This window comes from Phytopseudomonas dryadis (assembly GCF_004327355.1).
In the GTDB taxonomy this organism is placed as follows: Bacteria; Pseudomonadota; Gammaproteobacteria; order Pseudomonadales; family Pseudomonadaceae; genus Aquipseudomonas; species Aquipseudomonas dryadis.
In genome coordinates this window covers 46,756-60,097 of the sequence record NZ_QJUM01000019.1, presented here as the reverse complement: position 1 = coordinate 60,097, position 13,342 = coordinate 46,756, and the positions used below count along the sequence as shown (strand labels likewise).

The window sequence follows — 13,342 nt, the reverse complement described above, 5'->3', positions numbered from 1 at the left end:
TATCGCCACGGGGTGCGCACGGGGGCTGAGCTGGATCAGGTTGCCGCCGTGCTGGAAAAAAACGCGGCAAACCGTTTTAATGCCCGCCCGTTCCGCTACCTGCCCGAACCGCGATGACTACTCTGCTGGCCCTCGACACCGCCACCGAAGCCTGTTCCGTCGCCTTGCTGCACGACGGCAAGGTGTCGAGTCACTACGAAGTGATCCCGCGCCTGCACGCCCAGCGGCTGCTGCCGATGATCAAGGCGTTGCTGGAGCAGGCCGGAGTGCCGTTGTCGGCGCTGGACGCCATCGCCTTCGGCCGCGGCCCCGGCGCCTTCACCGGGGTGCGCATCGCCATCGGCGTGGTGCAGGGGCTGGCGTTTGCCCTGGATCGACCGGTGCTGCCGGTTTCCAACCTCGCCGTGCTGGCGCAACGGGCATTGCGCGAGCACGGCGCCAGCCAGGTGGCCGCGGCCATCGATGCGCGGATGGATGAGCTGTACTGGGGCTGCTACCGCGCCGAGCAGGGCGAAATGCGCCTGGCCGGCGTGGAAGCCGTGCTGGCCCCCGAACGGGCTGCCTTGCCGCATGACGCCAGTGGCGACTGGTTCGCCGCGGGCACCGGCTGGGGCAGCTTCGCATCGCGTATCGCGGTGCCTGTCAGTGGCCAGGACGGGGCGATGCTGCCGCATGCCGAGGACCTGCTGAGCCTGGCGCGATTCGCCTGGGCGCGCGGCGAGGCGCTGGTGGCCGATCTGGCCCAGCCGGTGTACCTGCGCGATCAGGTGGCCACGCCCAGAATGCCGCCGCCGGCCTGATCCGCACCTTCCGTCGAGGATGGATTGCCAAGGCCAAAGGACGCGGCTAAATTGCCATCACTTCCGTTGGCCTTCCCTCCGAGCAGTCATTGATGCGTATCGACGGTTCCATCGCGCCCTATTCGCCAGATCGCGGCCCCCGCTCGGGGACGGCGGTCACGCCTTTTCGCGAAGCGCAGCGTGAAGTCGAGTCGCAGCGTGAGCAACCGGCCTCGCCAGCCAGCACCCAGGGCTTCGAGCAGGCGCCGCAGATCCGTCGTGTGCAGCAGGCCAACGCCAGCAGCGACAGCTTCCCGGCGCGCAGCATGGACGTCACCTACCAGCCCGCCATGAGCAACCGTGCCGCCCAGGCCATCGCCAGCTACAGCAGCACCGCGGCCTATGCCAGCGACCTCGATGCGCAGCAGGTGCTCGGCCTGGATCTGTTCGCCTGAATCCTGCTGTATCCTAGCAAGCCGTCAGAGAATAGCGATACGGCTTGCGATGCTTCCCTATTTCCTTGGTTGTCCCTCCTGGAACGAGCCCGCCTGGCGCGGCGGTGTCTACCCGGCCGACCTGAATCCCTCCCAGAGCCTGGAGCACTACTGCCGGCTGTTCAACGCGGTCGAGGGCAATACCACCTTCTATGCCCGCCCCTCGGCCGATACCGTGGCGCGCTGGGCGCAATGCATGCCCGGATATTTCCGCTTCTGCGCCAAGCTGCCCCGTGATATCAGCCATGAGGGCGATCTGCGCGAACAGCTCGACAGCACCCGGGCATTCCTGCGGTTGCTGGCGCCCCTGGGCGAGCGGGTCGCCCCCTTGTGGCTGCAGTTGCCGGCCGCGTTCGGCCCCCAGCGCCTGGGCGAACTGGCGTTCTGGCTGGACGCGTTCGCCGGACGCCGCCTGGCGGTAGAGGTGCGCCATCACGACTTCTTCGCCAAGGGCGAGGAGGAGAAGGCGCTCAACCGACTGTTGCGTGACCGCGGCGTGGAACGTATCTGCCTGGACTCCAGGGCCCTGTTCAGTTGCCACTCGCGCGACCCGGCGGTGCTCCATGCGCAGTCGCGCAAGCCGCGTTTGCCGGTGCGCCCGGCGGCCTTCAGCGACAGTCCGCAGATCCGCTTCATCGGTGGGCCGGATCTGCAGGCCAACCAGACCTTCCTCACGCCCTGGCTGGACAAGGTCGCCGAGTGGATCGAGCAGGGGCTGACGCCCCATGTGTTCCTGCACACGCCGGACAACCACCTCGCCGCCGCCCAGGCGCTGCGCTTCCACCACCTGCTGAGCGAACGCCTGCCGGGATTGCCGGCCCTGCCCGACTACACCGACAGTCAGCCGCGGGCCGAGCAGCTCGGCTTGCTTTAGGCGGCCGGGCAATCAGAGCGATAAGGCGGAAGCGGCCGTTCGTAGGGTGGACGACGCTTGCCTGCGCGGCCCGATCCGTCCACCGCCCCGCAATCGCAATGGTGGACAAAAAGAGCGTTGTCCACCCTACGTCTGAACGACAAGCAAACCGCACAGGCTCTTTCGTCCAGCTTTCCAGCCTCAAGCGCTTTTGATCGAAGGCCAAAGGCCGTTTGCGCCTGTTTGTTGCCGGTCAGGCCAGGCGCAGGTGGTTGTCCCATAGCCCGGCCGGCAGCTCCAGCGGCTGCATGGCGATCCGTTCGCCGCTGCAGTCGTAGAGGCGGCAGCGGCCGATGCCGGCGCTGACCACGAAACCTTGCTCCACGGCGCCGACGCCGGCGCAGTCGGGCAGGGCCGCATCGAGGCGCAGGGCGCCGCTGTCCAGATCCCAGATGAACAGCCGGTTGCCCCGCGGGGCGGTCAGCGCCAGCAGGCGCAGTTCGCTGTGCACCGCCACGCTGGCGGTGTACTGGTTCATCATCTGCCGCTGGGCGTCGCCCACGGGGAAGTGCTGGAAAGGCTGGCCCGGCCGCTTGATCGCCAGCAGCGGCACGGCATCCATGGCATCGCCCATGTACTGCTGGCCGCTGACGATGGTGCCGTCGCTCGCCACGGCGAGGTGGCGCACGCTGTTCATCGCCTCGGGCAGGCGTTCCTTGCTGTGCAGGGTGCCATCGCGGCCCATCAGCACCAGGCTGGCTTCCATGGCGTCGAGGTTCATTTCCACCCGGCTTTCCGCTTCGGTGCGGATGCCGCCGTTGGCCACCACCAGGGTCTCGCCATCGGGCATCCACAGCAACTGGTGCGGGCCCAGCCCATGGCTGGACAGTTCGTTCTGGCGCCGTAGGCGTTCGTCGATCAACTGGTAGGCGCCGAGCACACCGCGCCCGGGATCGGCGGTGTCGTTCTCGGTGGCGTACAGCCATTCACCGCCCTGGTGGAACACCGCATGGCCGTTGAAATGGCGATCGGCGGGCGCGTGCAGGGTCTGCAGCAGGCGACCGTCGCGGGTGTCGACCAGGTAGCTTTCGGTGCTTGGCCGGCGCCCGACGAACAGCGCCAGGGGCAGGCTGGGGTGGGGCACCACGTCATGGCAGCGCTCTTTGACCGCAGTGGCGAATACCTGGCTGCCGTCCAGCCGGTAGCCGACGGCGTAGTGCACGCCCTGGTCGTCGTTGCGCGCCGAGAGCAGCAGCGGCTGCGCACTGCCGTTGCTCAGTGTCCAGCCACCGAGGGCGCCGGCGGCCAGCGCCGCGGCGCTCAGGCCGAGAAAGGTTCTGCGTCGGATCGCCATGTGTCAGTCCCCGTCATGGGCATTGAAGCCCAGTTGGATGCCCAGCGCTCTGGCCAGCTCGCCCTCATGCAGGCGGTGCAGCACGTTGAGGCTGTCGTAGAAGTCGTTGAGGGTCTGGCGCCCGGCCTCGTCGCCGAGCATTTCGCCCAGGGGGCGTTGCAGGCTGGCGAGTTTCTGCCGGGTGTCGCCGTAGGCGCTGTCGAGGCGTTGCTTGAGCGCGGCCTGATCATCGCCGAGCAGGGCTTGTATGCCGTTCTGCTCGGCGCCGTGCCAGAGCCGTTCGGCGCCGGCCAGGCTGGCCCCGAGGTTGGCCAGGCTGGCCTGGCTGCGCCAGGCTTCGGCCTGGTAGGGCTGTGGCACGCCCTTGCTCTGCCGGCCCAGGGGCGCGCCGAGTTTCTTCTTCAAGCCGTCGATGGCGCTGACCTGAGTGCGCAGGATATCGGAGATCGCCTCGCCGGCTTCGGCATAGCGCTCATTGGGGAAGGACTTGAACTGGCCGAGTGCGCCATCCTTGGCCTGCCACTGCTCGATGACCGTGTCCGCCAGCTGTTGCTGGTGCTCGCCGATGGCCACCAGCAGCGGGCAGTAACGCGCTTTCTGCGCGGCATCCTGGAGGTCGATGTCAGGGTCGTACATCAGGTATTCGTAAGCGGTCAGCCCCTGGACGACCACGCTGGCCTTGGCCAGATCGGCCACGCCCAGTTGCGGCTTGCTGGTGACCAGCGCCTGCACCTGGCGCGCCACCAGGTTCTTCTTGTCCGGCCAGAACTGCACCTGCCAGGCACGGTTGCCTTCGGCCAGCGGGCCTACCGCCAGGGGCTGCAGTCCGGCCCAGGCGCTCTGGGCGGCGAGGAAGGCCTGGCGCGCCTCCGGCAGCTCCTGTTCGCCGGCGCAGAACGCCCTGGCGCTGGCGGCCAGTTTCCTGTCCGCCTCGCTCCAGGCGTTATGGGCCGGAAGCAGCACGCCGTCCGCCAGCGCCGCGCTGACGCTGGCCTCGGGATCGGCCGGCGAGCAGGCGGTGAGGGTCAGCCCGAGCAGGGCGAGGGTCAGCGGAGAACGGATCATGCGCGGCTCCTTTACAGTGAGTTCAGAAACGCCAGAAGCGCGGCGCGCTCCTCGCTGGAAAATGTCAGGACATGACGCTTGGCCCGCTCCGCTTCGCCGCCGTGCCAGGCGATGGCTTCGAGCAGGTTGCGCGCGCGGCCGTCGTGCAGGAACTGGGTGTGGCCACTGACTTTCTCGGTCAGGCCGATGCCCCAGAGCGGCGGCGTGCGCCATTCGCGGCCCGTGGCGAGGAACTCGCCGCGGCCGTCGGCGAGGCCGTCGCCCATGTCGTGCAGCAACAGGTCGGTATAGGGGCGGATGATCTGGTTGACCAGTTCCGGCTCGGCGGCATCGGCGGCGGTGACGAACTGCGGCGTGTGGCAGCCCTGGCAGCCGGCCTGATGGAACAGCGTCTTGCCGGCCAGCACCTGCTCGGCGTCCACCTGGCGGCGTGCCGGGACAGCCAGGTTGCGGGTATAGAACAGCACCTTGTCGAGGATGTTGTCGCTGACCTCGGGGTCGCCGCCATGGGGCGCCCGGAGGCAGGCGCTCTGCGCCTGGCTGCAGGTGGCGTGCGGCAGCAGCGAGGTGGTCAGGCCCATGTCGTTGGCGAAGGCATGGGCGTTCTGCTGGTTGAGCGTGGGCTGTCCGGCCTTCCAGCCGAAGCGGCCGAGCACGGTCTTCTGCGCGGCGTCGTCCCAGACTCGGTTGGGACGCCCGGCGATGCCGTCGCCATCCGCGTCGTCGGGGTCGGCATTGGCCAGGATCGCCGCTTCGGGAATCGCCTCGAGCAGGCCCAGCCCGATCATCGGTGGCGCGACACGGGCCGAGAACAGCGTATCGGGGTGCATCGGGCCGTAACCGAGCTGGCTGATATTCAGGTGCGGGCGGCGCAGCTCCAGGGTGTAGCCGTCGTCGAAGCGCACCGCATGGCTGCTGTAGTCGACGCGCACCTTGCCCTCGGGGGCGATGCCGGGATTGGCCATGTCCTGCAGCTGGGTGCCATACCTGGGTTCGGGCAGCACGCCCTGGCGCTCGATGATCCAGGCATCCTTGGCCGTGGCCGGGATCGACAGGCGTACCAGCATCGATACGGCATTGATGCTGTCCGGCTCGGGCGGATGGCCACGGCCATCGCGGATATGGCAGTTCTGGCAGGCATTGGTGTTGAACAGCGGGCCGAGGCCGTCGCGTGCGGTGGTGGTCGACGGCGCGATCACCCAGGGGCTGCGAAAGAAACTGTTGCCGACGCTGAAGTCCAGGCGGCGAACCGGCTCGAGATTGGCCGAGGGCAGGGAAAAGGCGTTCTGGTCGCGACGCGAGACGGTGGTCAGGCCGGCGGAAAGCGCTTCGTCAGGCTCGGCCTGGGTGAAACGTGGCGACTGGTCGCAAGCCACCAGGGCGCTTGCCAGGATCGGTAGCAACAGCGGCAGCGGGCGACGGAACGGCGCAAGCATCACAGGGATTCGCGACAGAAAAATCAGGGCGGCAATATTAGCAGGCCAACCCACTTTAAATAAGACGGATTTGCGTTAGGGTCTGTTGCCGTTTCACGCACGGCCGCGCCGGAGCCCGTTTTGCCGCGAGGCAAGGCACGAGCCGCGAAGTTTAGTGGGCTAAATGAGTCGGCGAGAAACGCTGCATTGCGGCAAAACGGGCCCGGCCCTTCGGGTTGCGCGGGAAATCTCGCCATGCTTCGTTGGAGGACTTGAAAAGGGAACGCCATTCCCTGCGTCCTCCGCCTCGCCTGGCGAGATTTCTCGCTGCAACGCGGCTCGCGTTGAAACGGCAACAGACCCTAGGAATAGCCCAGGGCCAACTGAACCGGTCACCATGATGCTATGGAACCGAACCCGCGAGGCTGATGCCGATCAGCCAAGGTTTTTGTAAGAGCAGGGGCGCCTGCATAAGAGCGGAAAACTGCCTCCCGTGTAGGAGCGTCGACCTCGGCGCGATGCGAGGGCGGCCCTCCCTCGAAATCCGTGGTGCGGCCAGCAATCGCCGCGGGGTCGCGGCTTCTACAGAGTCAAGGCAAACCGCTGTTTTGCAGGCCAAATGCTTAACTGACTGACATTATCCGCGAGACCACTTATATAGACTTCACGATGTGTTCGCGCAGCCACTGGTGGGCCGGGTCGCGGTGGACACGCTCGTGCCAGAGCATGAGCATCTCGAAGCCCGGCACCTCCAGGGGCGGCTCGACCACTTGCAGCGCGGCGTTGTCGCGAACCAGCCGCGCCGGCACCACCGCCACCAGATCGGTGCTGGCCAGCACCGCGCCGAGGAACAGGAAGTGCGGGACGGACAGGGCGACCCGCCGGCTCATGCCCCGTTCCGCCAGTTGCGTATCCGTCACCCCCTGGAAGCCGCCGCCGTCCGGCGACACGATCACCTGGTCGAGCGTGCAGAACTGCGCCAGTGTCGGTCGGCGCTGCAAGCGGGGATGTCCGGCGCGGCCGGCGAGTACGTAGCGTTCGCTGAACAGGAGGCGGTGGCGCAGGGTGGCGGGCGCTTCGTCACGGGTACGCAACGCCAGGTCGATCTCGCCCCGTTCGGTCTGCCCGGCGATGCGCGACGGCGCCATGTCCAGCACGGCCAGGCGTGTGCCGGGCGCGGCCGAACGCAGGCCGGACAACGCCGGCAGCAGGATGGTCGACTCGCCATAGTCGGACGCGGCCACGCGCCAGGTGTTGTCGGCCCTGGCCGGATCGAAGGGGCTGGATGGCGACACCGCCCGTTGCAGCGCCTCCAGCGCCTGGCGCAGCGGTTCGCGCAACTCCTCCGCCCGCGCCGTGGGCCGCATGCCCCGTGGCCCGGGCAACAGCAACGGATCGCCAAGGGCCTCGCGCAGCTTGGCCAGATGCACGCTGACCGACGGCTGGGACAGGTGCAGGCGCGCGGCCGCCCGGGTGACGTTGTGCTCGGCGAGCAGGGCATCCAGGGTGACCAGCAGATTCAGGTCGAGACGCCTCAAGGAATTGTGCATGGCAATATCTGGAATACTGGAAATCAATTTCAACTATATCTCAACAGGTTCTAGGGTGTGCCCATCTATTACTGGAGCCGCATGCCATGAATGTCCTTCTCGTCTACGCCCATCCCGAGCCCCGATCGCTGAACGGTTCGCTCAAGGATTTCAGCATCCGGCGCCTCGAGGCTGCCGGCAACACCGTGCAGGTATCCGACCTGTACGCCATGCAGTGGAAGGCCGCGCTGGACGCGGATGACGGCGCTGCGCGGCCAAGCGCTGCGCGCTTCGACCCGGCGCTGGATTTGCGGCGGGCGCTGGAGAGCGGCACGTTGCGTGCCGACATCGCCCGCGAGCAGGACAAGCTGCGCTGGGCGGATGCCGTCATCCTGCAGTTCCCGCTGTGGTGGTTCTCGCTGCCGGCCATCCTCAAGGGCTGGGTCGATCGTGTGTATACGGACGGCTTCGGCTATGGCGTGGGCGAGCACTCGGACAGGCACTGGGGCGATCGCTACGGCGAAGGCGTGCTGGCGGGCAAGCGCGCCATGCTGGTGGTGACGATCGGCGGCTGGGCGCCGCACTACGGGCCTCGCGGTATCAATGGCCCGCTCGACGACATCCTCTTTCCGATCCAGCACGGCATCCTGTTCTACCCGGGCTTCGAGGTGCTGCCGGCCCATGCGATCTACCGGACCAGCCGTATCGACGACGCCGGCTTCGCGCAGGCCTGCGCGGCCCTGGGAGAGCGGCTGGACGCACTGTGGACGACCGCGCCCATTGCCTTTCGCAAGCAGAACGCCGGCGACTATCTCATCCCGGAACTGACGCTGCGGCCCGAGCTGGCGCCCGGACGAGCCGGTTTCGCGGTTCATGTCGAGCCGGAACCGCGCGGTCCTGGACATGACCCCGCCGAACAGGATGTCGCCAGCCTGGCGCCATGAAAAAGGCCGATGCGAATCGCTTCGCATCGGCCTGCTTTACCGCATGACGCGCCGGATCAGAACTCGTGGTCGGCGGTGTCCGGGTTCAGGTCGTTGATGCCCAGCTTGGCCGCGGCCTGTTCGATGGCGCCGGTCTGCTTGACCAGGGCGGCGATGGTGTCGCGCACCAGTTGCTGGCCTTCGGCGTTGTCGGCGGCGATCAACTGGTCGAAGTGCTGACCCTGGTTGGCGCTGTCGACCAGAGCCTGCAGCCTGGCCTGGGTGGCGTCCAGGTCGGCCTTCAGCGTGCTGTCGGCGGCGGCGTCGGCCTTGGCCACCAGCGCGGACAGGCTCGGGCCGCTCAGCGTGCTGCCGTCGACCTTCTTGTACTCGCCCAGGTAGACGTTGCGGATGCCGAGGCCGTTGTAGAAGTGCGAGTTGTGGGTGTTGTCGCTGAAGCAGTCGTGCTCGTCTTCGGTGGAGTTGGCTTCCAGGGCGACTTTCATGCGCTCGCCGGCCAGCTCGCCGAGGGACAGGCTGCCCATGCCGAAGAGGATCTTGCGCAGGCCGTTTTCCGCGGACTCGCCTTCCAGGGTGGCGCGGTAGTTGTCGGCGACGCCGGCTTTCCACTGCCCGGCCATTTCGTCGAGATCGGCGACCAGCAGCTCGGTGGCGGCCTTCAGGTAGGCGCGACGGCGCTCGTTGTGGCCGCCGGTGGCGCCTTCGCCGACCACGTAGTCGGTGGCCGGACGTTCGCCCGCACCCGCTTCGGTGCCATTCAGATCCTGGCCCCAGAGCAGGAATTCGATGGCGTGGTAGCCGGTGGCGACGTTGGCTTCGGAGCCGCCCAGTTCGTTCAGGCTGGCCAGCAGATCCGGGGTGATTTCGCTGACGTCGATCTGGTCTTCGCCGACCTGGATCTCGCTGTTGGCGATGATGTTGGCCGTGGCGCCGGGGTTGCCCAGGGCGTGCTCGTAGTCTTCGGCGACGTAGTCGATCAGGCCTTCGTCCAGCGGCCAGGCGTTCACCTGACCTTCCCAGTCGTCGACGATGGTGTTGCCGAAGCGGAACACTTCGCTCTGCATGTACGGCACGCGCGCGGCCAGCCAGGCTTCGCGGGCGGCTTTCAGGGTTTCGTCGTTCGGTGTGGCGAGCAGGGCGTCGATGGCGCTCTGCAGGGTCTTGGCGGTGCTGGCGGCATCGTCGAACACGGCGGAGGCGATGTCGGCGTAGTGCTTGACCACGGCCTGGGCGGCGGCTTCGTCTACGGCGCCGGCTGCTGGTGCGCTGCTGGCGCTGGTTTCAGGGGCGGCCGGAGCGGCCTGGTTGGCGGGCGCCTTGTCTTCGCCGCAGCCCGCGAGGGCAATGGCGATGGCCAGCAGGCTGGCAGAAGCCAGGGGCATACGAATCATGACGAAATCCTTTACGTGTGGATGGGGGCGAACGTGGCGGGGCACGTTAACCGACACATAATGCGAAAGATTTGCATTTTGCGCAAAGGGTCGCGTGGCTTATTCGGAAAAAGACCGCGGCGTGCTTTCCGCCAGGGCCCCGATCGGGCGGCCTGGCCGCCTGCGACGGGTTGCCGGGGCTCGTGGTTTTGCCATCCCTGGCGGTGGCCCGGCGGGCCGTCGCGGCGCGACGTCAACGATGGCTGCCGGCTCTTTTTACTGGATGCGCCGGGGAGCGAGCAGGAACAGCACGACCAGGGCGGCGAAGTACATCGCCGGGATCATGCTGAACAGTACGGTGTAGTTGTTGTTCGTCACGGTCAGCACGTGGCCGACGATCTGCGTCATGAACATGCCGCCGACCGCTGCGCACATGCCGCCGAAGCCGAATACGGTGCTCATCATGTGCTTGGGCGTGTAGTCCATCACCAGGCTCCAGATATTGGCGTTCCAGGCCTGGTGCGCGCCGACGGCGAGGGCGATGGCCAGCACCGCGACCCACAGGCCGCTGGCGTTGGCGGCGAAGATCACGCTGATGATGGTGGTGGCGAACACCAGCATCGACAGCAGGCGTGCCTTGACCGCCGCCATGCCCCTGCCGATCAGCCAGGACGAGAGCACGCCGCCGCCGACGCTGCCGACATCGGCGGTCAGCCAGATGATGATCAGCGGAATGCCCAGTTGGGTGACGCTGATCCCCAGCTCGTACTGCTGGTTGAGGAACGGCGGCAGCCAGTACAGGTAGAACCAGAACACCGGGGCGGTCAGGGTATAGCCGATGGCGAAGGCCCAGGTGCCGCGCATGGTGAGGATGCGGCTGAACGGTACGCGCACCGGCTCGGGTTCCGGGTCGCGCAGGATGTAGGCGCGCTCGCTGTCCTTGAGCCGGGGGTGGTCTTCCGGGTTGTAGTACTTGAGGCCCCAGAACAGCAGCCACACGAAGCCCAGGGCGGCCATGCCCATGAAGGCCGCCTGCCAGCCCCACAGGTGCAGGATCAGCGGCAGCAGCATGGGCGTGAGCATGGCGCCGACGTTGGTGCCGGCATTGAAGATGCCCGTGGCGATGCCGCGTTCGCCGGCCGGGAACCAGGTGCGGGTGGTTTTCACGCAGGCCGGGTAGTTGGCGGCTTCGGTGAGGCCGAGGACGAAACGACAGAGCATGAAGCCGAATGCCGAAGTGGCCAGGCCGTGGGCACCGGTGGCCAGGCTCCAGAGCAGCACGGCGAGGAAGAACGCCTTCTTCACCCCGACCCGGTCGATGAAACGCCCCTGCAGGACGAAGCCCACCGCGTAGCCGACCTGGAACCAGAAGTTGATGTTGGCGTAATCCATCGCCGTCCAGCTCATTTCCTTGGCCAGCACCGGCTGCATGACGCCCAGCGCGGCGCGGTCGATGTAGTTCAGCGTGGTGGCGAAGAACACCAGGGCGAGCATGCCCCAGCGGGTCTTGCCAACGGCGAGGGCGCTGCGCATCTTGCTGGCCATCGAGGCATGCGGCGAGGCGGCCCGGAGCCGCTCGGTGTGTGTCTGATTCATGATCGATTACCCGTTCTTGTTGAAATTGTTGGCGAGCGGTCGTGCCGTCTCTCGGCGGCAGGCAAGGCGTGGGGCGGATGGCTACATGGCGTGATCCTCCTGGCGGTCCCGGGCATTGCCGGTTGCCGTAGGCGGCTTGCGGTCCGCGCCAGCCAGGGCCAGGCCGGCCAGGTAGCCGAAGGTCATGCCCGGGCCGAGGGTGATGCCCCCGCTGGGGTAATGGCCGGCCATCACGCTGTTCATGTCGTTGCCCACCGCGAACAGGCCGGCGATCGGCTGCTCCCGGGCATCCAGGACGCGCGCCTCGGCATCCGTGCGCAGGCCGGCGAAGGTGCCCAGGCTGCCGGCGACCAGCTTCACGGCGTACAAGTCGCCGTGCAGCGCGCGCAGGGACGGGTTGGGTCGTTGCAGCGGCTCGCCCTGGGCCTGGTTGTAGGCCGAGCGGCCGCGCTGGAAGTCCGGATCTTCGCCCCGGGCGGCGAAGCGGTTGAAGCGTTCCAGGGTGGCCTGCAGGGCGCTGGCGTCGATGCCGCAGCGTGCCGCCAGCTGCCTGGCGTCGGCCGCGCGCTGCAGGTAACCGCAGCGCAGGTAGTGGCGATCGCTGAACGGCAACGGCTTGGCCCAGCCGATGCCATAGCGCCAGCGCGCCCGCGCATCGGCGATCAGCCAGGCCTCGACCGGCTCGCCGGCCGGGGTCGCGGCGATCAGCGCGTTCATGAAGTCGTGGTAGCAGTCGGCCTCGTTGGTGAAGCGGCGGCCGTCGCGGCGCACGGCGATGAAACCGGGCTTGGCCCGGTCGATCAGGTGGGGGAAGTGGCCGACACTGCCATCGCGCCGCGGCACCCGCGAGGTGGGCGCCCAGGCGGCGGGCTGGGCCAGGTCGACCGCGACCCGGGCGCCGACCGACTCGCCCAGGCGCAGGCCGTCGCCACTGTTTTCCGGCACCGCGGCACTGTAGTGCTCGGTGCCACCAGGGGCATGGGCGATCAACCGGGCGATCCGCTGGCGGTCATGGGGGAAGCCGCCGCATGCCAGTACCACGCCGCGCCGGGCATTGACCTGCAGCTCGCCGTCCCTTTGCTGCAATAGCGCGCCGCTGACCCGCCCCTGGTCGTGCAGCAGGCGCAGGGCCGGGCTGTCGGTCAGCAGCCCGACCTGACGATCGAGCGCGCTACGCAGCAGGCGCGCGACCAGGGCGTTGCCGTTGACCAGGTGCAGACCTCGCCCGTGCCACAGCCGATCGCGCAGGTGGCGCAGCAGGCGTGTGGTCACGTGCAGCATCGCCCTGGGCGAGCGGCGGACATTGAAGAAGGCGCCCAGATCCGCTCCGCCGGCGATGCCCATGCCGTACAGGCTGAGGATATCCAGCGGTGGGCGCAGGCGCGGCAGCCAGTCGCCCAGTTGGCGCCCGTCGAAGGGCTGGGCGCACAGCGAGCGCCCACCCGCGGCGGCGCCGTCTCCGTCGTGCATGTCCGGCATGCTGCTGCCGGAGTAAAACGCCACAGCGGTGCGGGTGTGGAAGAATTCGACCATTTCCGGGCCGTGGACCAGGAAGGCGCGTTGCCGCTCGTCGAGCCGGTCGGCTCCGGTCTGGGCCATCAGGTAGCGCTCGGGGGCATCGTCCGCTTCGACGATGCCTTCGGCGCGCGCCAGCGGATTGCGCGGTATCCACAGCCAGCCACCGGACCAGGCGCTGGTGCCGCCCAGGTAGGCAGCCTTCTCTGCCACCAGCACATCCAGGCCGTGCTCGGCCGCGGTCACCGCTGCCGCCAGGCCGGCGGCGCCGGAGCCGATTACCAGTACGTCGCAGTCGAGCTGTCGCATGGCCTGCCTCTCATTGTTCTTGTGTTTTTGGCCGAGCGAACCCGCACGACAGGCCCGGGCCTGTCGCAGGCGTGGTTCGCTATCCGGTTTTCAGGCGCTCGGCAGCGTGCGCCTGGGTG

General features: G+C 67.9%; 11 protein-coding genes. 4 read left to right on the top strand and 7 right to left on the bottom strand.

Going from position 1 to position 13,342, the window contains the following annotated elements:
• Positions 1–113: 113 nt before the first annotated feature.
• The 3 genes from tsaB (at position 114) to DNK34_RS16390 (ending at position 2,147) form a co-directional block, all read left to right on the top strand.
• Positions 114–800 (top strand): tRNA (adenosine(37)-N6)-threonylcarbamoyltransferase complex dimerization subunit type 1 TsaB, encoded by a 687-nt coding sequence (tsaB, locus tag DNK34_RS16400; protein WP_131176008.1) that lies wholly within the window; start codon positions 114–116, stop codon positions 798–800.
• A gap of 92 nt (positions 801–892) precedes the next feature.
• The gene (locus DNK34_RS16395) at positions 893–1,234 is read left to right on the top strand and encodes a hypothetical protein (RefSeq protein ID WP_131176007.1); all 342 of its coding nucleotides are present in this window, start codon (positions 893–895) and stop codon (positions 1,232–1,234) included.
• A gap of 49 nt (positions 1,235–1,283) precedes the next feature.
• On the top strand, positions 1,284–2,147 hold the full coding sequence (locus DNK34_RS16390; protein ID WP_131176006.1) for a DUF72 domain-containing protein: 864 nt from the start codon (positions 1,284–1,286) through the stop codon (positions 2,145–2,147).
• A gap of 232 nt (positions 2,148–2,379) precedes the next feature.
• On the opposite strand, the gene DNK34_RS16385 is transcribed toward DNK34_RS16390, so the two are convergent.
• From DNK34_RS16385 to DNK34_RS16365, 4 genes are all read right to left on the bottom strand, one after another.
• Positions 2,380–3,474 carry a DUF1513 domain-containing protein gene (locus DNK34_RS16385; protein WP_131176071.1) on the bottom strand — a complete coding sequence of 365 codons (1,095 nt, stop codon included), beginning with the start codon at positions 3,472–3,474 and terminating at the stop codon, positions 2,380–2,382.
• Between the two features lie 9 nt (positions 3,475–3,483).
• On the bottom strand, positions 3,484–4,545 hold the full coding sequence (locus DNK34_RS16380) for an imelysin family protein (RefSeq protein WP_131176005.1): 1,062 nt from the start codon (positions 4,543–4,545) through the stop codon (positions 3,484–3,486).
• Positions 4,546–4,556: 11 nt separating this feature from the next.
• A complete protein-coding gene (locus tag DNK34_RS16375; RefSeq protein ID WP_131176004.1) occupies positions 4,557–5,981 on the bottom strand; it encodes a di-heme oxidoreductase family protein in 1,425 nt (474 codons plus the stop codon).
• A gap of 632 nt (positions 5,982–6,613) precedes the next feature.
• Positions 6,614–7,510: a LysR family transcriptional regulator gene (locus DNK34_RS16365; protein WP_131176002.1), complete on the bottom strand. Its 897-nt coding sequence runs from the start codon at positions 7,508–7,510 to the stop codon at positions 6,614–6,616.
• An 86-nt stretch (positions 7,511–7,596) separates the two neighbouring features.
• Between DNK34_RS16365 and DNK34_RS16360 the strand changes: the two genes are divergently transcribed.
• The gene (locus DNK34_RS16360; protein WP_165496878.1) at positions 7,597–8,433 is read left to right on the top strand and encodes an NAD(P)H-dependent oxidoreductase; all 837 of its coding nucleotides are present in this window, start codon (positions 7,597–7,599) and stop codon (positions 8,431–8,433) included.
• A gap of 56 nt (positions 8,434–8,489) precedes the next feature.
• Here the strand turns inward: DNK34_RS16360 and DNK34_RS16355 are convergent, their stop codons facing one another.
• The 3 genes from DNK34_RS16355 to DNK34_RS16345 all read right to left on the bottom strand — a co-directional run bounded on the left by DNK34_RS16355 (position 8,490) and on the right by DNK34_RS16345 (position 13,223).
• Positions 8,490–9,824 carry an imelysin family protein gene (locus DNK34_RS16355; RefSeq protein WP_131176000.1) on the bottom strand — a complete coding sequence of 445 codons (1,335 nt, stop codon included), beginning with the start codon at positions 9,822–9,824 and terminating at the stop codon, positions 8,490–8,492.
• A gap of 255 nt (positions 9,825–10,079) precedes the next feature.
• Complete coding sequence (locus DNK34_RS16350; protein WP_165496879.1) at positions 10,080–11,399, bottom strand: MFS transporter; 1,320 nt, start codon at positions 11,397–11,399, stop codon at positions 10,080–10,082.
• 81 nt (positions 11,400–11,480) lie between these two features.
• The gene (locus DNK34_RS16345) at positions 11,481–13,223 is read right to left on the bottom strand and encodes an FAD-dependent oxidoreductase (protein ID WP_131175999.1); all 1,743 of its coding nucleotides are present in this window, start codon (positions 13,221–13,223) and stop codon (positions 11,481–11,483) included.
• Between the last annotated feature and the right edge of the window lie 119 nt (positions 13,224–13,342).